20 protein-coding genes are annotated in these 20,749 nt (G+C 39.8%); 6 read left to right on the forward strand and 14 right to left on the reverse strand.

The annotated features are described in order from the left end of the window. The 5 genes from AC1DRF_RS03290 to AC1DRF_RS03310 form a co-directional block, all read right to left on the reverse strand. Positions 1–352 (reverse strand): FAD-dependent oxidoreductase (locus tag AC1DRF_RS03290; protein ID WP_477740328.1); only part of this gene is annotated, 352 nt, incomplete at its 3' end. A gap of 48 nt (positions 353–400) precedes the next feature. After that, entirely contained in the window at positions 401–1,045 is a 645-nt protein-coding gene (folE, locus tag AC1DRF_RS03295) for a GTP cyclohydrolase I FolE (RefSeq protein WP_025749591.1), read from the reverse strand. A gap of 57 nt (positions 1,046–1,102) precedes the next feature. Beyond that, a complete protein-coding gene (locus AC1DRF_RS03300) occupies positions 1,103–3,634 on the reverse strand; it encodes an EAL domain-containing protein (protein WP_477740329.1) in 2,532 nt (843 codons plus the stop codon). Positions 3,635–3,914: 280 nt separating this feature from the next. Further along, positions 3,915–4,175 carry a hypothetical protein gene (locus AC1DRF_RS03305; RefSeq protein WP_165575479.1) on the reverse strand — a complete coding sequence of 87 codons (261 nt, stop codon included), beginning with the start codon at positions 4,173–4,175 and terminating at the stop codon, positions 3,915–3,917. Continuing rightward, positions 4,172–4,390: a hypothetical protein gene (locus tag AC1DRF_RS03310; RefSeq protein WP_477740330.1), complete on the reverse strand. Its 219-nt coding sequence runs from the start codon at positions 4,388–4,390 to the stop codon at positions 4,172–4,174. Before AC1DRF_RS03310 ends, AC1DRF_RS03305 begins: the two co-directional genes overlap by 4 nt. A 247-nt stretch (positions 4,391–4,637) precedes the next feature. Between AC1DRF_RS03310 and AC1DRF_RS03315 the strand changes: the two genes are divergently transcribed. Next, a complete protein-coding gene (locus tag AC1DRF_RS03315; protein WP_477740331.1) occupies positions 4,638–5,153 on the forward strand; it encodes a cupin domain-containing protein in 516 nt (171 codons plus the stop codon). Positions 5,154–5,307: 154 nt separating this feature from the next. Beyond that, complete coding sequence (locus AC1DRF_RS03320; protein WP_427075581.1) at positions 5,308–6,300, forward strand: DUF3231 family protein; 993 nt, start codon at positions 5,308–5,310, stop codon at positions 6,298–6,300. Between the two features lie 148 nt (positions 6,301–6,448). Here AC1DRF_RS03320 and AC1DRF_RS03325 read toward each other — a convergent pair whose 3' ends face one another. The 9 genes from AC1DRF_RS03325 to AC1DRF_RS03365 form a co-directional block, all read right to left on the reverse strand. Beyond that, on the reverse strand, positions 6,449–7,087 hold the full coding sequence (locus AC1DRF_RS03325; protein ID WP_427075582.1) for an SdpI family protein: 639 nt from the start codon (positions 7,085–7,087) through the stop codon (positions 6,449–6,451). Further along, entirely contained in the window at positions 7,088–7,351 is a 264-nt protein-coding gene (locus tag AC1DRF_RS03330) for an autorepressor SdpR family transcription factor (RefSeq protein WP_013082079.1), read from the reverse strand. Between the two features lie 101 nt (positions 7,352–7,452). Then, a complete protein-coding gene (locus AC1DRF_RS03335; RefSeq protein WP_477740332.1) occupies positions 7,453–7,626 on the reverse strand; it encodes a Fe3+ hydroxamate ABC transporter substrate-binding protein in 174 nt (57 codons plus the stop codon). A 211-nt stretch (positions 7,627–7,837) separates the two neighbouring features. After that, positions 7,838–10,867: an efflux RND transporter permease subunit gene (locus AC1DRF_RS03340; protein ID WP_477740333.1), complete on the reverse strand. Its 3,030-nt coding sequence runs from the start codon at positions 10,865–10,867 to the stop codon at positions 7,838–7,840. A gap of 320 nt (positions 10,868–11,187) precedes the next feature. After that, positions 11,188–12,525 (reverse strand): MFS transporter, encoded by a 1,338-nt coding sequence (locus AC1DRF_RS03345; RefSeq protein WP_477740334.1) that lies wholly within the window; start codon positions 12,523–12,525, stop codon positions 11,188–11,190. A gap of 99 nt (positions 12,526–12,624) precedes the next feature. Next, on the reverse strand, positions 12,625–13,089 hold the full coding sequence (locus tag AC1DRF_RS03350; protein WP_016766452.1) for a CBO0543 family protein: 465 nt from the start codon (positions 13,087–13,089) through the stop codon (positions 12,625–12,627). Positions 13,090–13,199: 110 nt separating this feature from the next. Beyond that, positions 13,200–14,609 (reverse strand): sodium:solute symporter family protein, encoded by a 1,410-nt coding sequence (locus AC1DRF_RS03355; protein WP_026106757.1) that lies wholly within the window; start codon positions 14,607–14,609, stop codon positions 13,200–13,202. 63 nt (positions 14,610–14,672) lie between these two features. Continuing rightward, positions 14,673–15,989 (reverse strand): aspartate aminotransferase family protein, encoded by a 1,317-nt coding sequence (locus tag AC1DRF_RS03360; protein ID WP_209151091.1) that lies wholly within the window; start codon positions 15,987–15,989, stop codon positions 14,673–14,675. Positions 15,990–16,062: 73 nt separating this feature from the next. Next, the gene (locus AC1DRF_RS03365; protein ID WP_230183721.1) at positions 16,063–17,433 is read right to left on the reverse strand and encodes a sigma-54 interaction domain-containing protein; all 1,371 of its coding nucleotides are present in this window, start codon (positions 17,431–17,433) and stop codon (positions 16,063–16,065) included. 189 nt (positions 17,434–17,622) lie between these two features. Here AC1DRF_RS03365 and AC1DRF_RS03370 point away from each other — a divergent pair, with 189 nt between their 5' ends. The 4 genes from AC1DRF_RS03370 to AC1DRF_RS03385 are packed head-to-tail and all read left to right on the forward strand — an operon-like array spanning position 17,623 to position 20,735. Then, complete coding sequence (locus AC1DRF_RS03370; RefSeq protein WP_477740335.1) at positions 17,623–18,417, forward strand: MurR/RpiR family transcriptional regulator; 795 nt, start codon at positions 17,623–17,625, stop codon at positions 18,415–18,417. A 22-nt stretch (positions 18,418–18,439) separates the two neighbouring features. Then, a complete protein-coding gene (locus AC1DRF_RS03375) occupies positions 18,440–19,267 on the forward strand; it encodes a GNAT family N-acetyltransferase (RefSeq protein ID WP_477740336.1) in 828 nt (275 codons plus the stop codon). Further along, positions 19,264–20,373 (forward strand): o-succinylbenzoate synthase, encoded by a 1,110-nt coding sequence (gene menC, locus AC1DRF_RS03380; RefSeq protein ID WP_097824153.1) that lies wholly within the window; start codon positions 19,264–19,266, stop codon positions 20,371–20,373. Before AC1DRF_RS03375 ends, menC begins: the two co-directional genes overlap by 4 nt. Positions 20,374–20,423: 50 nt before the next feature. Beyond that, the gene (locus tag AC1DRF_RS03385) at positions 20,424–20,735 is read left to right on the forward strand and encodes a hypothetical protein (protein ID WP_427075586.1); all 312 of its coding nucleotides are present in this window, start codon (positions 20,424–20,426) and stop codon (positions 20,733–20,735) included. Positions 20,736–20,749 lie beyond the last annotated feature (14 nt).

Here is a 20,749-nt window from a genome sequence, read left to right on the forward strand (position 1 = left end):
GACTAGAACCCGTTGCTAAAATAAGATACGTATAGCCAATTTCCTTTTCTGTTTCTTGCTGCTTTACTTTTACTGTTTTAGAACGTTCCTCAATGGAAATTACTTTTGTATTGGCTTCATATAAGCAGTCCATATCGATAAAATGCTGAACCATTTTACGCTGCATTTCGATTCCATTTTCCGCTTGTATTCCGGGATAATCAATAATTTCATTATAAATAGTAAACAGCTGTCCGCCTAACTGTGCCTGTTCTTCAAGAAGCAAGCACTCAACGCCTAGCCTTTTACACCACAAGGCAGCAGAGATACCAGCGGGTCCTCCGCCAATAATCAGTACGTCAACATGTTGCATACAGCTCACCTCGCTTCTGCTTCTCAGCTTATATGGCTTTTTATTTCTTTACATTTGTCGCTGTAAAAGAGATAAAAATTCTCCTCGAACCTCTGGTTTTTCCATAAATGTTCCTCGAACAGATGAAGTGGCTGTAGAAGCTGAAGACTTTTTAATTCCTCTTCCGCACATGCACATATGCTTCGCTTCAATAATCACCATAACTCCTTTCGGCTCTAACACTTCTTCGATTGCATCTGCAATTTCATTTGTTAGACGTTCTTGAACTTGAAATCTCTTTGCATATCCTTCTACCGTACGAGCGATTTTAGATAAACCTGTAATTTTTTTATCCGGTATATACCCAACGTGGGCAACGCCAAAGAACGGCGCAAAGTGATGTTCACACATTGAGTGAAACTCAATGTCTCGTATCAATACCAATTCATTGTGATTCACATCAAATGTTTTTTCCAAATGAGCTTTCGGATCTTCTCGGTAGCCTTCCGTGTATTCTAAAAATGCCTTTAACACGCGGTACGGCGTCTCTTCAAGACCGTCTCTTTCCGGATTGTCTCCGCATAAATCAATCAGTTCTTTCACCGCATTCATAAATGTGTCAGCTTGACCGATTTTTTTATCTATTTCAGTTGAATTCGTGCCTACTGTTTCTAAAAATTTTTGAGCAATTAAATTTTGTGTACTAAGTGCCATCTTTTTATTTCCTCTTCCCTTTTCTTAGTAAGTTTATTTTCAAATGATGGTTTTGCTTCAGCTATTTAAAAATGCTGCTTCAAAATCTTTTGCAGCAAGAGGCTTGCTAAACAAGTAACCCTGCATATGATCACAGCCATTTTTCATTAAAAACGCTTTTTGATATTCTTCTTCTACACCTTCTGCGATTACCTGCAGCTTTAAGCTTTGAGATAAGCTGATAATCGCCTGCGCAATTTCACTGTTGCTGTAATCTTCTTGAATATCCTGGATAAAAGACCGGTCGATTTTCAAACAATCGATTGGTAATTTTTTTAAATAACTCAACGAAGAATATCCGGTTCCAAAATCATCGATAGAAATTGATATACCATATTTCTTTAACAGATGTAAAGCTTTAATCGTTTCTTCCGCGTTCATCAGCAATGTACTTTCCGTAATTTCCATTTCAAACCATGTAGGATCAAATCTATGGAGGGAAAGAAATTGCTGTATTTCCTTAACCAACACAATCGGATCCTGGAATTGCCGCGGAGAAAAGTTAACTGCTAGCGTCATTTTTTCGTTTCGGTCCTTGTTCCATTTACTGACTTGAGAACAAGCTTTCTTCATAACAACTTCCCATAGAGACTGAATCAAACCAGCTTCTTCTGCTATAGGGATAAATGCTTCCGGAGAAACAAATCCAAGCTCTGCGTCATTCCAGCGAACTAATGCTTCTACGCCGGTGATTACATTGCGCTTTGCTTCTATTTTCGGCTGATAGTAAACATCAATGTCACCTTTTTGAATCGCTTTTCGCAAGCGCGTTTCGATGTGAACTTTTTCAGCTTGTTTTTGATTTAATGAATCATGATAAATACTTACTTTACTGCCGCCTTGTCTTTTTGAAGCATACATGGCGACATCTGCATACGTAATAAGCGTGTCCAAATTCGTAGAGTGCTCCGGATAAAAGCTTAATCCGCTGCTGATACTGACGAAAACTTCATCACTGTCAATGTAGCAGGGCTGTTGAACATACGCCATGATTTTCTCGGTAATACCTTCAACTTCTTCCGGTGTAAAATCGCTGAATAAAATAACAAACTCGTCTCCTCCTTGCCTTGTAAGAAAATTGTTAGCAGGAGGCAGACACTCTTTAATACGGTTGGCTATCAGCTGTATAAGCTGATCTCCTTTTGAATGCCCTAGCGTATCATTAATATCTTTAAACCGGTCTATATCCATAAATAACACGGCTACGTGACGAATGGACTTTTCCTTCGACTCAATTAAGCGCCTATTTAATTCTTCTTTAAAATATCTTCTGTTTGGCAATCCTGTCAAAAAGTCGTGGTACGCATGATACTCACTTTCTTCCTGACTTTTCTTTAAATCGTCTACATATGTTTTTAAAAAGTGAGAAAGGTGGTTGATGTTTGCTACAAGTCCTCCCAGCTCATCTTTTCTTCTTACATTCAGCACCTTGCCAAAATTACCTTTGGCGATTTGATTTACGTGCTCCATAATATGTTTAATTGGCCGCGTAATGGATGTGGAGAAGACAAAGCTGATAATAAGGACAATAAAGATAAACGGAAGAGACAGCAGTAAATGTTTGATTAATTCTTGCTGCAGCTCTTTTTCAATAAGTCCGTAGTCATACACTACCCCTATTACGTAAGCGGGAGAGTTTTTTTCTTTAATCGGTACCAATGTTTTTAATACTTTTTTATGGTTAATTTCAGCAGTATAGCTTTGTGATTTTCCCGTTTTTAAGGCCTTTTGAATGGACGTTTTATCACGTTCGGTATTTCGATACGAGTAGGTACCGTACCAAATCGGCTGATCTTTTATTCTAATATATTTATTGCCGTTTAAATATACGTTTTGATTTCTTTTCCCGAAATTTTTCGGGTTAAAAGCCGTTAGTTCAAGAACGCCTTCAAGATTTTCCGTAAAACGGTTCATCACGTTCGTAGGGCCGAACTTTTTTTCAAAATCCAGGACGTGCTGATCCCGGAAATAAGGATCAATAATATAATTAGTAGACCCGTCGTAATAATAGCCCCATTTATCAATGTGATTAGGGTTGCTAGAAGCTACTTCAATCGGACCGCTCCAAAAGTGAGGTAAAGTTAATCCTTTTGTTGTCGTGACCGGCTGCTGAGAAAGAAGCTGCTGAAAAGATGTATACCAATAGCCCCACTCTTTTGTAGACATATTGATTTCCTTAGGATCAGAAGATTTTACGCCTATAATATCACCTTCTACGGGTGCTAATAATGTAATATGAGATACCATCAGTTTTTTAGCCAACTGTTTTAACTCGTCATTGCTGACGTCATGGTAATCAGCGGGCAAAGACTGTTGAATCGCAATCGAAGCCGTTCGTAATTCCTGTGCCATCCGATCTTCCATATAGGAAGCACTATTTTTAGAATTTTCGACTTCGTACGCAATTTCTTCTGTGACCAGCGTGATTTCCCTTTGATTAAACTCTGTTAATCTATTTTTTGATCGAATGTAGTGCAAGGTGTTATTCGCTAGTAGAATACACAATACCAGCAAAGTAAAGAATACGGACAACTTTTTCTTTATCGACACTAGTGATGGCCTCCTGTTTAAAGAACTGATCCGAAAGTTTTAAAACCTGCCTATATGCTCTAGCTTTACATCGGATACTATTCTTCAATTTCCACAAAAAAAGAATGAACTCATACAAAAAACCAACCGTTTTGGTTGGCTCTATTCTTAACTAAATTATAAAACACAGCAAATAAATACTTTTATTTACATGGGTAGAACAAATTTGTATTACTATAATATTTTAACTTCTTTTTTCAAAATATCAATGCGTAAAATTTAACTTTCTTTATCCTTGCTGCTACTTCTTAAACTTCTTTAACATTCGATGATACCAATAGATTCCGGCTCCCGTTAGTAAAATAATCGTTCCCCACTGATGGGGTAAAAACTTCAGCAGCCATATGGACATGATAATAGTCGCTACTGTTAAGTTACTCAGCCACTGTTCTCGGCTTAGCTTTTTCCTATTCACAATCACCGCCACATAGCCAATGGGTGGCGCAAAAAAACACAGAAGCATCAGAAATTTTTCTGAACGATGCCAAGGCTGTTTTTTCATTTCTTCTCACTTTTTCGATTTAAAATAAACTGATAGCCAAACGTCACAATAATCCCTGTCCAAAACATCGAGAGTGACGATACTAACTCAGCACCATTATAGGCATACATCACTGTATTCACAAACAGCAGGAATAAAAGTATATAAAAACCTACCGACACAGCTTTATTCCAATTTTGATGCTCCTGCTTAGAGGCATCTTTAAACAACTTCATCAAAACTCTCCTTTTACATCTGATACATCATTTCTCCATTTTGGAATTCTATCTTTATGTTAGCATATTGGGTAGTTTTGGAAAATAGATAGAGGGAATTCTATTGAAAATCCACAAACAATAACAATAGAACTATAAAAAGATAATAAATGTAAAAAAATAATTCTTTTTAACTATTATTTTGCACACAAAACGTCCATATTAGTATACAATAATCTCAAAATATGTTTTTAAAGGAGATAAAAGGATGACAGCAACTCATAATCAGCTAACAAACGCTTTTCACCGTATGCCACACGATCAAAATACATTTCATTTTCTTGATGAAAAAGTAACGCTTCTTGTAGCAGGTGAAGATACAAATGGAGCTTACGCCGTGGCGCACGTAGTGAAACCAGCAAACCAAGGTCCCCCGCTTCACCTTCACGAACATGAAGACGAAACGTTTTACGTAAAGCGCGGCTCAATGATTTTTTACATAGGAGAAGAAATAATTGAAGCAAAAGCGGGCGATTATGTTTTTGCTCCTAGAGGTATTCAGCACCGCTTTGTGACCGGACCAGAAGAAACAGAATTTATCCTTACTGCTTCTCCTGCTGGCTTTGATTCATTCGTTAAAGAACTCGGTACTTCCGTTCCCGAAAATGCTCCTCTGCCGCAAGTGGRACCACCTACTGAAGCAGAAATTATCGGTTTAGTTACCGTCTCTAAAAAATACGGCATTACCTATCCTAAAATTGAAAAAGCAATGAATAAAAAATAAACCAATATATAAAGATCTGCTCTTTACCGGGCAGATCTTTTTTCTATTTTGATTCCGATTTGGTTATGGAATAATTTAACACACCCTTGTCCACACTATACTTATCTGTTTTTTCATAGATACGTACCATTTTTATAGATAGGAGGAAAGCCAATTGAACGCAGAAGGCAAGCGTTTGACTTCAACTGAAATAACGAGTCTATGCACGCAGTATCACCAGGATACGCTGGCGATCTGTGTAGCGAAACACGTCCTTGCAACGGTAACGGATGCCGAGATTCGGTCGCTGTTTGCCTTTTCGCTAGAGTTATCAAAAAAGCATATTGAGCTGCTTACTGCCATTTTTCATGCTGAACATTTTCCGCTGCCGAAAGGATTTACAGATGAAGATGTGGACTTGCACGCACCTCCGATTTTTACAGACTCTTTTTGGCTGAAGTATCTTCACGACATGACGATTCACGGCTTGTCAGGGTACGGCATTTCATTTAGCGTGTCAGTTCGCCGAGATATTCGAGATTATTATCATCAATGTAATTTAGATGCGATGGAAATCTACAATCGGTCGCTCGATTTGCTTTTAGCAAAAAACCTTTATGTGCCGGCTCCTTATTTTTTAAATCCGAAAAAACAAGAGTCGATCACAGATTTGTCTTACGCTCTTGATTTTGTCGGAAAGCAGCGTCTTTTAAACGCAAATGAAGCCGGAAATATTTATTTTAATTTACGTAAAAGCATGGCAACCAAAGCTCTTTTAATTGCGTTTAAACAAGTAAGTAAACGAAAAGACGTGCGGAAAGTCATGGAGACGGGGCTTGATGTAGCCCACAAGCATATTGAACTTTATTCTTCCATCATGCACGAAGAAAACCTTCATACTCCTCCGCTTTTGGATAATGAAATCACAACATCTACGCACGCGCCTTTTTCAGAAAAGCTGATGACGTTTCACGCAGGAGCAATGTTCAAGGTAGCCATTACATACTATGCAACTGCGATGACCACCAGCATGAGGCTTGATATTGTCGGGCACTGTGAAGCGTGTATTTTACGAGACTTAAAAGTAGCCGGGCGCTGCAGCGAAGTGATGATTAAAAACGGGTGGATTGAAAAGCCGCCTGAAGCAAGCGACCGCAAAGAAGTGTAAGTTTTTCATCGTAAGTCTTGACCTGAAACGCGTTTCATACTTTATGCTTTGTTTATTCCCATCAGCTGGCGTGACACGAACGGTGGCGTTACGGCTGATATGTTATCCATAAAAAAATCCGGTGTATTCACCGGATTTTTTGGTATGCTTACATATTCATTTCTTTTTTATACGCCAGGTACGAATACAGATAAGGAATCGCCACGCACAGAACGATACTCCCCCACATGATAACTGACTTGTATCCATCAGGTAAAAAAGCGCTAATAAGAATTAGCAGTCCGCCGATAAAAAAGATCTTTCCAGATAAACGATGCGTCTTTTTCCATACGGTTTCATTGCTCAATGTCCACGGTGTACGAATCCCCATAAAATAGTTCGAGCGCACGCGCTGCAAGTAGTTTCCGATAATAATAAAAACGAGTCCAGCCATAATTGGAGCAATGTACGACATCGGCACGTTATAGCCAAGCCCCTGTAAAATAGTGCTCATATTTACAAAAAAGAATAATAGCAGTACGGCGTTTAACACGATGTTATACGTTTTTGAAAAGTACTTATAGTTTTCTTTACGCGGGTCAATTCGCGGAACAAATGCAATGATAAAATAAATAAGTATCATGATTCCTACTGTTAAGATCATTGCATTTATCTTCGTTGCAAATCCGTCTGCTTCTCCATTTGCCCCCCAGTGAATGGGCATCGCAGCTGGAAGATGCGGCAGTGCAATCAGCCATGCAACTAGTGTTAAAACGGTAATGCTTAAAGGAAATACGTGCTTTTTCATTTAACTCTCTCCTTTCTGAAAGCTGAAAAACCAGCCGATTAAATCTTGAAAAACGGTTGTATTTAACGAATAAATCACAAACTGCCCTCTTTTTTCATCTTGAACGAGGTCCGCTTGCTTCAAGATTTTCAAATGATTTGAGATGCTTGGTTTGGTCATATTAAAATACTCGGAAATTTCTCCTGCGGTTAAATCCCGCTCTTTCAGCAGCTCTAAAATCTTTCTGCGAGTGGGATCGGCTAAAGCTTTAAACGTTTCATTCAATTGAAGTTCATCTCCATCATATTTAAGTATTTAGATAATTAACTAAATATTAAACTATAAAATATAATATGTCAATATTTTGAAAAGGAAACGCTTTTGACTCATTTTTTTGTTTTTTCAAAGCAGTCCATGCATACAAACTGCGCTTCATGATGTAGAAAAGCTTTAATTTCGGTCATGCCTCTTTTACTTGGATACTTCATCCGCATCCATACTTCTTCATTCGGCTGAATTTCTTTTTGACAAACGGAACACTGCTCTTTTATTCCAAACATACTATCCCTCCATCTCTTTGTATAACTATACGTTTTCCTAGCCAAAAGGTTTCATAAAAAAGAAGCTGGAATGTAACCAAATCAATTCTAGCTAGAAGCAACTAGAGACATGAAACCTACGTTCACCCTATCATCAATGAAAAAATCCGAACGATTCATCGTTCGGATCTTCCTTCAACTAATATACTTATGTCCTAGCCCCTTTTAAACATTATAGCGGAGTTACGTCTTCCTGCTGTTCTTGCTGTATTCTTTGCTTTTTCGATTTTCTGAAATGAAGCAGTTCATATACAACCGGAATGACTACAAGCGTAAGAAGAGTCGCAACAGCTAATCCTCCGATTACAACGACTGCAAGACTTTGAGAAACAAGGCTTCCGCTTTCGCTTTGTTTAAATAATAGCGGCAGCATCGCACAAATCGTAGCAGCAGACGTCATGACAATTGGACGCATACGCGTAGCGGCTGCTTCGACAATGGCATCGCGCATAATCATTTTCTTTTCATTTTGCTTCACGCGGTCTAATAGTACAATGGCGTTGGTTACAACAATACCAATCAGCATCAGTGCTCCAAGTAAAGCCGTTACGTCTACTGGGATGCGGCTGATTAATAATCCTAAAACAGCACCAATCGCAGCAAGCGGAAGCGAAAATAAAATCGCAAACGGGGTGCGGATTGTTTTAAACGTGATTACCATAATTAAGAACACAATACCAATCGACACAAGCATTGTAATGAACAAGTCAGAGAAATCTTCTCCTTGCTGAGTGCTTGCTCCTCCGATTACAACGTCAACATCTTTTGAAATCGACAGTCCTTTATTCTTACCGTCTCCAAAAATTGTTGTTTGAATGTCTTTATTAATCTCTGAAAGCTTTTCTGGATTGACATCCGCTGTTACTTGAATATACGGGTCTCCATTTTTATGAAACTGATTGGTCGGCTTTTCAGCCTGTGTTAGTGAAGCCACTTTTGAAACAGGTGACGGTCCTGTCTCTGTCATAATAGAAATATCTTTTAACTCTTTTGGTGATGTGGGATTTAGGACAGATTCAAGAAGTACGTTTGCTTGCTTGCCTTCTAAATCTATCGCTCCAATCGGCGTTTTATTCAGCATAACACCAAGCTGCTGTGCTACTTGCTGCGTATTCGCTTTTGTTGGATCTACGTCTAAAGAGTAAATCGTTTTCTTTTCGTCTTGATTCGTAGAAACTTTGTCTACTCCTTTTATATCGCTGATTTCTTTCTTAATGCTGCTTGCCGTCTTTTCTAACTTGTTCATGTCATTTCCAATTACATCAACGGTAATCGAAGTAGTAGACGCTCCCATTAGTGAAGCAGCACTTACGCTAAGATCCCCTCCGTCATAGAGCTTCTTTTGATTTTGAATTCGTTTCATTAGGGAATCCGTGTTTCCACTGTCTTTTACAGTAATCGTATACGTAGCTTCAGTAGGTGAACCAACGTCTCCCCACTTGGCTCCTTCGTCCGTATTACCAAGCTGCATGTATACTTCTTTTACTTCTTTTTGAGCTAAAATATAGCGTTCAAGCTGCAGTGATTTTTCTTCTACGGTTTTAATTGGCGTGTTATTTGGATAGCTTAACGTTGTGCCTACAAAGTCAGATGAAGAGTTATCAACCGCTCCTTTAGGCATCATCGTGTACGCGCCAATAGATCCCACAAATAAAAGCAGCGAAAGCAGCAGTACAACCCATTTATGATTAAGCGACCACGTAATGACCTTTGTAAAACGAACCGGCTGCTTGTGCTTGCGAATTTTTTCATTTTTTAATAATCCCGCACTCATTAACGGTACAACCGTAAGTGCCACAATTAATGAAGATAGCAGTGAATACGTCAGCGTTAGAGCAAACGGAAGCATAAAGTCCTGAAGCCCTCCGTTTACAAGGCCGATTGGTAAAAAGACAGCTACTGTTGTTAACGTAGAAGCGGTAATAGCAGAGCCTACTTCTTTTGTGGCATCAATAATTAAACCAAGCGAAAACTTTTCTTTTTGCATTTTCCGGAAGATGTTTTCAATGACAACGATGCTATCATCTACTAATCTCCCAATCGCTACAGCTACTCCTCCAAGCGTTAAAATATTAAGCGTGACGCCTGATTTAGACAGTAAGAACAGCGTAAAGCAAAGCGATAAAGGAATGGATACAATCGTGATAAACGTAGAGCGAACGCTGCGTAAAAACAGCATGATGACAATGGTCGCAAAAAGTGCGCCCAGCAACACTTCTTTCATCATTGAATGAACAGAGTTTTGCACGCTGTCCCCTGTTGCAAAAAATACAGAAGCGTCCACATTGTTATAGTCTTTGTTAATTTGCTGAGACAGTTTTTTTACTTCTTTTGTAATGCTAACGGCGTTTGAGTGACTGTCTTTTGTCACAATAAGTAAAAGTGCATCTTTTCCGTTAATATGCGTCACGACGCCTTCAGGCTTTTTCACTTCTACTTTTGCAAGGTCGCCTAGCGTTACATTCGGTGCAACCGGCAGCTTTTTCACTTTATCCAAGCTGTCAACTTTACCAGTTACGTTGATGTTGCTCGACTTGTTATTAATGACTTTTTCGCCAACTGCAAGCGACGTGTTTTTTCCTTCTAACACGCTGATGACTTTATCAATGGTCACGTTCTTTTGTGACAATTTTTTATTATCAACTTTAATAGACACGTAGGAATCCGCTGTTCCATACGTTTGAACACTCGCAATGCCTTTAATGTCTTTATATTTAGGGATCAGTTTTTTCTCCGCAAGATCCAGATTGTCTCTTGTTAATCCTTCTTTAAATGTGAGTGAAATATCTGCGATGGGAATCATAGAGGTATTTAATTGAATAATATTAGGCTTTGATACGCTGGCTGGAAGCTGCACCGAAGACAGCGCTTCTTGGACGTTTGTTTTTGCTTCTTTCATATCCGTTTTGGATTCAAATGAAAGATCAATTTTAGAATAGCCGTCTCCCGTCGTCGAATACACGTTGCTTTTTCCTTTAACACCGGCTACCGCTTCTTCAATTGGTGACGTAACTTGTTTTTCCATAGAATCCGCATCCGTTCCTTGCCCCATAACCACTACTGACACTTGAGGCTGATCAGCGGTCGGCAGGAATTCCATCGGAAGTGTAAAATAACTAATGACTCCTAAAGCTAAAATTAAAATAGACATAATGGTGATAGCCGCTTTATTTTTGAACGACCATTTGGTGAGCCAAGACATGAAATTTCCCCTTTCACTTTTTCGTACAAACTTAGCCAAACATTTCTAAAATATGCTAAATAACCACTAAATTATACCTAATATTCCTTACCATTTAAAGACTTATTTTTGTAAAAAGTCCCATTATGTGAACGAGATTACTTATGGATAATATAAGCAGCTTCTTTACAGCACAAAAAAAAGACGCCGATACCCGGCGTCCCACATGTAGTAAGTGAAAGAAGAAGAAGAATATGCCTACGATTTCTCAGGCAATTCTATGACCTTATTTGGTTTCTTCCCGTTTTTTTATGAAATAAACATATTTAGCATAAATTCCCTCAACTAGCAGCTCGGCTGTGCTTTGATTCCGTATCGTTTTGAATTTTTAAGGAAGTCAATAAAGCCACGATACTTCCTGCAAAGCCAAATAAAAACAAGTGATGAATGCCTGCCATGAAGCTTCCGCCTGAAGTGAGCAACGCACCCATAATCGTAACGCCGATGGCTGTTCCCATGTTTCTGCAAAACATAAAAAATGATGTTGAAATACCTCTTTCATGTCCTCCTACTAATTGCTGTACACCAATGACGCCAACCGTAGAAAGCAGTCCAAACGATAGTCCTTGGACAATCATGACGCAAAACACATAAAAGAAACCGTGACTTTCATTTAGCATAAGCAGCAGTGTTCCCGAACCAACCAGCAGCACATTCCCGATTAACAACAGCTTTCTGTAACCGTGTTTTAAAATCCATTTACCTGCTGGCACAGATACAGACATCCACCCGACCGCCGTTCCTAACAGCGCAACTCCGCTCATAAACAGCGACAGATGCGCTACTCGCTGTAAAAATAATGGAATGTAGCTTGACGTACCGAATAAAGCCACCGTTCCAATAAATGCATTGATATTAATCCATGACAGCGTTTTGTTTTGGAACATAGACAGGGGTACAATTGGTGAAGCGTGTTTTCGTTCATGGAGATAAAAAATCACTAATAAAATAAGTCCCGCGACTGTATACACAACTGGGTTCTGTTCCACTACCGTCACAAGCAGCAGTGACGTAACGCCCGCTCCAAACAATATGGCACCGATGTAATCGACTTTTGCTCTTTTCGGCTTATAGCTTTCTTGATATGGCATTAACGTCAGAAATGAAACAATACATACGGGTAAATTAATAAAGAAAATCCATCTCCACGTTAAATAATCCACAAAAAAAGCGCCTAAAAGCGGAGCTAATACAGCTGATAATCCCCACATCGTTGTAAACAGCGCCTGAATTTTCCCTCGTTTCTCGACGGGAAATAAGTCTCCGGCAATAATAGCGGGAAACGCCACCATAAATCCGGCTCCTATTCCTTGAACCGCACGGAAAAGAACAAGCTGAATCATCGTATTCGCCACGCCGCAAAGCATCGAACCAATTAAAAAAGCAATAATTCCAAACCCAAATACTTTTTTGCGGCCAAATAAATCCGATAATCTTCCCGCTACTGGAGATAAAATCGTACTTGCAATCATGTACGAAGCAAACGACCACGCGTACAAATCAAATCTTCCAAGCTCTTTTGCAATAACGGGCATCGTCGTATTCATAATCGTTGAATCAAGCGAAGCCACTAGCATTGCCAGCACAATACTAACCATTACAGACGTTCTGCTTTTCATGTAACAATCTCCTTATCTGTATAATCTGAGCATTTAGTTTACTCCTGCTTGATAGATGTTGTCTAGATTTGTGCATAAAAAAGCAGATAAAAAGCTGAACTATAGCTTTTTATCTGCTTTTTTGACAAGGCCAGCTAACCCCCTGATTGTCAGCAATGTAAAACTAACACTTGCAAATGTATGAAAGATGGTCCACTTTTTCCATTTAAACAGATTGCTATTTCTCTCTAAATACCACTGGCTGATACTCATCGGAACGCTCCACATCAAGCTTTTTAGTAAGATTGCAGGAAGCTTGTCTTCATAAGATTGTCTAACCCAAACCATACTTAGCAAAGGAAAAAACAGCAGATCATATAAAATATTAGTTGAAAAAATGCGAGGATACGGCCGAACAGGATATTTGATTCGATTCGTGTTTACAGCATAAGCATCAATAAGCGTGGCCAAAATCCCTTTTGCAAAAAAGACAATCAGCATTTCTTTAAATTTCGGTTTTTTTACAACAAAAGGAAAAAGAACTGCACACAACACAGTTAGCCCTTTTAGCAGTGTTCGTTCCATTTGTAACACTCTTTTCTTTGGGAATATCCATTAGTATGTACGATTACTGGCTAAAATAATAAGCAGGAATATAAAAAGCTTCTCACCGTAAAGGAGAAGCCTTTCTTTTCTTATTTTACATCTTCGCTTACCGGCTCTTGGTCAGACAGTTCTTTGTTTCGAGCCATAACCGCAAATCCAGCCATTATAATAATGCTGCTTGAAATTCCGTATAGGATTGGCGTGGTAGAAGAAAGTCCTTCAATCAATAGACCTCCCAGTACTACTAGCGTACTGACAACAATCGCCGAAACTCCTGCTTTTGGATGAATGTCTTTCCAGAATAGGGACACAACAAACGGAACAAAAATCGCTCCTGATAAAATGGCATACGCAACGTCTAAAGCCACAAGCACGTCTTGAATCCAAAGAGCAAAAATAATAGCAAGCACGCCAACAATAAGCGTATTTACACGTGTTAAAATTAAATAATTTTTCTCTGAAATATTTTTAAGCCACACTTTTTTAATAATATCATTACTAATCAGCGTAGAAGACGCAAGCAGCGTTCCTGAAGCAGTTGACATCAGCGCCGAACAAACGCCCGCTAGTACGAGACCTAATAACCCTTGAGGCAGGATTTGAACTGCAAGCGTCGCAAATATGCTTTGACTGCTTTCTGCGTTTGGCAGCAGCAAATACGCACACATTCCAATTACGCTTCCCGCAATCGCGTAGGCAATGCTGTACACACCTGCAAAAATGGAGCCGTTTCGGGCGATTTTTTCTGTTCGCGCCGTAAATACCCGCTGCCAAATATCTTGAGATACTGCCATACCAAGCGTATACAAGAGGAAATACTGAAAGATTTGACCGTATCCAATGGATGAAAAATCAAAATAAGATGATGGTAAATCTCCGGCAAGGGCTTTGAAACCTCCTGCTTCTGATACACTCATTGGAAGCATAAATCCAAAAATCGCCACCGTCATCACAACAAATTGAATAATATCAGTGACCGTTACGCTCCACATTCCGCCTAAAATCGTATAGAACAGAACAATCGAACCGCCAATTAACATCGAGGCCGTCATGTTCCATCCAAGCAGCGCATGAATGATCGTTCCCATTCCAATCACTTGAGTGACTGATACCATGAGTGTATAAATAGCGGCAACAACGGCGCTGATAATTTGCGCTTGAGCGTTATATCTTTTTCCTAGCAGTTCACTGATAGTTGTCACTTTCAACGACGAAATCCGCTTAATGAAAATCGTGCCAAGCGTAATGATTCCAAGTCCAATCATCGTCACAAACCAAATGCCAGACAGCCCGTGCTCATAGCCAAGCTGAGCCGTTCCAATCGTCGACGCCCCACCTAAAATAACGGCTGACAAACACCCTAAATACATGAACATCCCTAAGTTTCGTCCGGCTAAAATAAAATCTTCTGATGACTTTGCTTTTAACGAGCCAATAATACCAGCTACAACCAATACGCCAAAATAGACAAACATAACCGTCATATCCAGTCCGTTCATAACAGATTCCTCCTTATTATGGGTCAATCTATTTTTCATTGAAACAAAGAGCTTCCTAAAGCTTTAGATCACGTGAAGACTTGTGATTTCTGTCAATGCTTCGTCTAATACCCGAAGCCCGGCATCAATTTCTTCTTTTGTAATCGTTAAAGGAGGAATCATTCGAATCACTTCTCCGCTATTTCCGCAAAGGTAAAACAGCACCCCTTTTTCCAAACATTTGTCTAGAATCTCAAGAAGAAGATTTCCGTCACCTTGCTTTGTTTTTGGATTAATAATTTCAATTCCAATCATTAGTCCTACTGAACGAATACTTCCGATAACTTCATGCTTCGCTTTTAAATGCTGAAGTTGATCCGCTGCATATTTCCCCATTGCTTTTGAGTTTTCAATCAGCTTTTCTTCTTTTAATACGTCCAGCGTCGCAAGTGCTGCTGAACAAGCAATAGGATTGCCTCCAAAAGTTGTTCCGTGTGTACCAATCGGCCACTTTTCCATTAGCTGTTTGGAAGCTACGGTCGCACTTAAAGGAAGTCCTGATGCTATGCCTTTTGCGATTGCCATAATGTCAGGCGTCACGTCAAACGTTTGGGCTGCAAACCACTCGCCGGTCCGTCCAAAGCCGGTTTGCACTTCGTCAAAAATAAGCAGAATGCCGTGTCTGTCACACACTTCTCTTATTTTTTGCAGCCACGCTTTCGGAGGGATCACGTAGCCGCCTTCTCCAAGAACCGGCTCTACAATCATGCACGCTACTTCTTCCGGCGTGACTTGATGCTTAAACAAAGTGTCAAAATCTCTTTCCAGCTTTTCCACGCAGTAGATTTCCGGATCTTCTCCTTTCGGACACTGAGTCACATCTGCATAAGGCACTTGATACGTTAAGCCCGATGGCTGAAGAAATTTCCGGTATTTGCTTTTTGATGTTGTCACACTAAGCGCTCCGAGAGAACGGCCGTGAAAACAGCCCATAAACGAAACCGTATAAGGTCTTTGCGTAACGTACTTTGCCAGTTTTAATGCTCCTTCAATTGCTTCAGTTCCGCTGTTAGCAAAGAAAAAGCAGTCCAATCCTCTTGGCAATACTGTTTTTAATTCTTCGGCAAGCTGTAAAATAGATTCATACATAATCACACCTGACGGGCCGTGCATAAGATGGTCAACGCTTTCTTTAATCGCTTGTACAACTTTAGGGTGACGATGACCTGTATTCGCTGTTGCAATACCTGATGTAAAATCTAAATACGTTTTTCCGTCAGCTCCATAGTAGTAGCAGCCCTCTGCTTTTACCACCGGTAAATTAGGGTGATCTTTGGCCATGCTTGGTGCTAGTAAATCCGGTAGACTGTTCATTAACTGTGTAAGTGATGCCTGCGTCATATGACTTCCTCCTCGCAATCTATCAAGTAATGTGTTTGTACTTGTTTTACATGCAAAGAGCGTGCCAAAGACGTTAAAAAACGGAATGTTTTTTTAATTTTCTAACAACTGAAGGCTGACTGATTCCAAGTGCTTCCCCTATTTCTGTTGTCGTTTTATACTGTTTTTTTGCTTTTACTAATATCTCTTTTTCCAGCTCGTTTAACGCATCATTAAGCTTTATTTCTCCATGTTCTTCAACGTGCTGAATCCGTTTCTTTCTGTGCAGAGAATGCGGCAAATGCTCCATTGTAATCAGCGTTTGCGAAGACACAACCACAGCGTGTTCAATCACATTGATTAACTCTCGTACGTTTCCTTTCCACTCATGTGCAAGCAGTGCGTGAATAACCGCATTATCAAACGTTCTTTTTCGGTTGTATTTCTTTTCAAACTGCTCGGCAAAATGTGTGAGCAGCGGAAAAATATCTTCAGGGCGCTCGTTCAAAGATGGAATGGTAATCGGTACGACGCTTAAACGAAAGTATAAATCTTCTCGAAACTCTTTTTCAGCAACGGCTTTTTCTAAATCTTTGTTCGTCGCTGCAATTAAGCGAAAATCCACGGTTTTAGGCTTTCTTCCTCCAACGGAATAAAACTGTTTTTCTTGAATGAGCTTTAAAATTTTAACTTGATGCGCCGGTGACAGTTCTCCCACTTCATCTAGAAAAAGCGTACCTCCATCTGCTAATTCGACCAGTCCCACCTTTCCATTTTTAGATGCACCGGTAAAAGCACCCGCTTCGTAGCCAAACAGTTCAGCTTCAAATAAATGATCTGGAATCGCTCCGCAGTTCACTTCAATAAACGGCCCTTTGCTTCTTGTACTTTTGTTATGTATCAGCTTGGCTAAGTGCGTTTTTCCTACTCCTGACTGCCCTAAAAGTAAAATATTTACGTCTACATTCGAAACGTGAACAGCCGTACGAAGAACGTGCTGCATCTTTTCGCTGTTGCATACAATTCCTTCTGTTGATAGATTTTGGTTCCGCAGCAGCATAAGCTCGCTCTTTACGCGCTGCATTTCGCCTTCCATCGCATCAAGATATGTTTTCATTTCCATAAGCTCCGTCACATCATGAGAATAGCTGACGATTCTTTTAATCTCTCCTTTTTCATCTTTGACAGGAATGCCCGTAACGAGCACCTGCTTGCCTTGTTTAGTTGTTTGTACAAGCGTAATTTTCTTCTTTGTTTCAAGCACAATTGGCGTGACGATTGGCGTAAACAGCCCTTGTTTTTCAAGTTCATAAACAGACTTTCCCAGCAGTTTTTCAGCTTTTACATCGTAAATGTTTCCCGTTCCTTCATGTATTCGGACAATGATGCCTTTTTCATCGGTCACAAGCAAATCATCTTTTAATGAATGAAGGATCCACTGATTTTCATTCCACTCTGAATTCATGTATGCTCCCTGCTTTCTATTCATTTTTGAATAAAATACAATTCGTTTTTGAATAACGGCATTTATTTTCGAATAATCAATTTATTATATCACGAGGACTTCTTTTTATTTCGAAACAGCAATTGAAATGAAGTTAAAAATGCATTAATATATTTTTATGAAGTTATAACTTCTTTCATAGGAGGCTATATGAATCCATCATTTCAAGAATTAATTAAACATAAATTCCCTGACCTTTCCCGCGGTCAAAAAAAAGTGGCGGAGTTTCTCCTTAATTTTACGGAAAAAGGCTCGCTGTACACGGCCGGGCAAATTGGTAAAGAAGCAGGTGTCAGTGAAACAACCGTTATTCGTCTAGCTTACGCACTTGGGTTAAATGGTTTTTCTGATTTGCAGGAGCTAATGCGAAAAGAATGGCTTTCTTCTGCCGAATCAAAAGAAGCAGCTAGCAAGCCAGCAGCGGAAGAAAAGAAACCTTTTAGTGAATGGCTTTCCCCTATTGACGAAAAAGAATTATCTCAAGCTGTAGATGCGCTTATCAAAAGTGATCAAGTGTATATTGCAGGTTTCCGCGAATCTCATACGGCAGCCTACTGGCTGTATTATAAAATGAATCAGCTTCGCAATCATGTTCTTTTATCTTTTCCAACAGGATTTTTGCTTGAAACGCTATGCAATCTTACTAGTGAATCTGCTGTTGTTGTATTTTCACTGCCGCGGTATACAAAAGAAGCGCTTGAAGTAGCCCAGCAGGCTAAAAAACAAGGAGCGAAAGTAATTGCCATTACAGACCGCCGTCTGTCTCCGGTAGGTCAAATCGCTGATATCACGCTTTTAGCTGGAATAACCGAACATATTTTATCGCTTCTTGCCCTATCTCAAATTGTCATTAGCAGCATGCAAAAAAGAGATGAAAAAACGGCTGGAAAACGACAAGAACATTTGGAAAAACTCTATGCCGAGCAAGGCATCTTTTTAGAATAGATAATAGAAAGGAAGTAAACAAATGACTGAAGCCTTAACGATTCGTTCACTTACAACAACCACTGAACTAGAAGACGTACGTGCATTAGAAAGCCGCGTCTGGGGAGAAGAAGAAGCAACGCCCGTTCATCAAACCTTAACCGCTGTTAAAAACGGAGGTCTTGTTCTCGGTGCGTTTTTAAATGAAAAGCTGATTGGCTTTCAATATAGTTTTCCCGGGTTTGACGGAACGTGTGTCTATTTATGTTCTCATATATTAGCAGTTGACCCTGCCTATCGCAGCATGGGTATCGGTGCCAAGCTTAAGCATGCGCAGAAACAAGAAAGTAAAAAAAAGGGTTATTCATATATCAGCTGGACGTATGATCCTCTAGAAAGCGCCAACGGGTATTTAAATATTGGAAAGCTTGGAGCCGTTTGTTCTACCTATATTGAAAACTGCTACGGAGACATGAACGATCCGTTAAATGCTGACTTGCCTTCTGATCGATTCGTTGTAGAATGGGCATCCGCAGAAGATACAAAACGAGCTCAGCCTCTTTATACGCCAGATCAAATAATGGACGCATCGCTCATTCAATGGACGTTAACGGATCAAGGGTTTCCTTCTGTTACAGATATTGATGAAAGATGGTTGAATCATGACATCGTGTCTGTAGCTATTCCATCTGCGTTTCAGCAAATGAAAGAAGTCTCTCCTTCTCTGGCATTAGACTGGCGTATGCGTACAAGACGCGTATTTCAAACGTGTTTTGCAAAAGGATTCCAAGTAAAAGACTTCATGAAGTATCCAGAAAGCAGCGCACCCGTTCATTTTTATATTTTAACGAAAAAAGAGGTACAAAAATGAAGATAAAACACGTCATTTTACGGCATTTAAAAATGGATTTACTTCATCCGTTTACCACAAGTCTTGGAAAAGAAGTGGATCGAGACTTTATTTTAGTAGAAATTCAAGACGAAGACGGACGATCCGGCTGGGCTGAATCCGTAGCGTGCGCCGATCCTTTTTATAAAGAAGAAACGCTCAAAACAAACTGGCACATTATGGAGGATTTTTTAATTCCCTTGCTTCAACAGAAAGAAATTAAGCATCCTGACGAAATATCTGAACGCTTTGCTCATATCCGAGGCAATTATATGGCAAAAGCGGCGTTAGAAGGCGCAGTTTGGGATTTGTATGCGCGCAGGCAAAACCTCTCTCTATCTAAAGCGTTAGGAGGCAGTAAAAGTCAAATTGAAGTTGGTCTTAGCGTTGGCATTCAGCCTACGATTGACGAAACGCTTCGCAAAATTGACGCCGGCTTGAATGAAGGATATAAGCGGATCAAAATTAAAATTAAGCCAAGCTGGGATCTTAACTTGACGCGCGCGGTTCGAAACGAGTTCCCTTCTATTCCGCTGATGGTTGATGCGAACTCTGCTTATACGCTTGCAGATGCTGACCACCTTGCTCAGCTTGATGAGTTTGATTTAATGATGATTGAACAGCCGTTGGCTCATGATGATTTAATTGATCACGCTGAACTGCAGATCCGCATGCGCACGCCCATTTGCTTAGATGAAAGCATTCATTCAGCTGAAGACGTTCGAAAAGCTATTAAACTTGGAAGCACACAAATTATTAACATTAAAATTGGAAGAGTAGGCGGACTGACAGAAGCAAAAAAAATTCATGACCTTTGTCAAACTTACGGTGTGCCCGTATGGTGCGGCGGCATGCTGGAATCAGGTATCGGACGAGCACATAATATTGCCATTACCACACTTGCCAATTTTACGCTTCCCGGAGATACGGCCGCATCCTCTAAATACTGGCCGCGTGATATCGTTCATCCGGAAATCACGGTCGACAACGGTATTATTTCCGTGCCTGATACACCAGGCATCGGCTACGAACCTGATCACGATCAGATAAAAGCGCTAACTTTACACGAAAAAGTCTATACTTGCTAATCTTAAACAGGCTGGAACAAAAGTATGTTATTTGAAGGAAAATCCGAACGATGAATGGTTCGGATTTTTTTATTGATATGGTGAGCGTAGGTTTCATATATATAGCGGCTTCTATCTGTGCAAGACGAAGACTCCTGCGGGACAAGCAGAAAGCAAAGGCTGGCATGGAAATCAACAGCACTTTAAAAAGCAATGCCTACCAGCTCCTTTATCCAATTGATTTTTCTTTAGATTGGATAGATTTAGTTATGTCCCAGCCTCTTTTTCATAGGCGTCTCTCCCGATATGATACGTGCCTTGGCAAGATAAAGAAACATATTAGCAAAAATGGTCTTATGCACAATCCTTCTAGTAATAAATGAATATAAATAGAGTG

The sequence above is a fragment of the Priestia sp. P5_B4 genome (assembly GCF_056400385.1).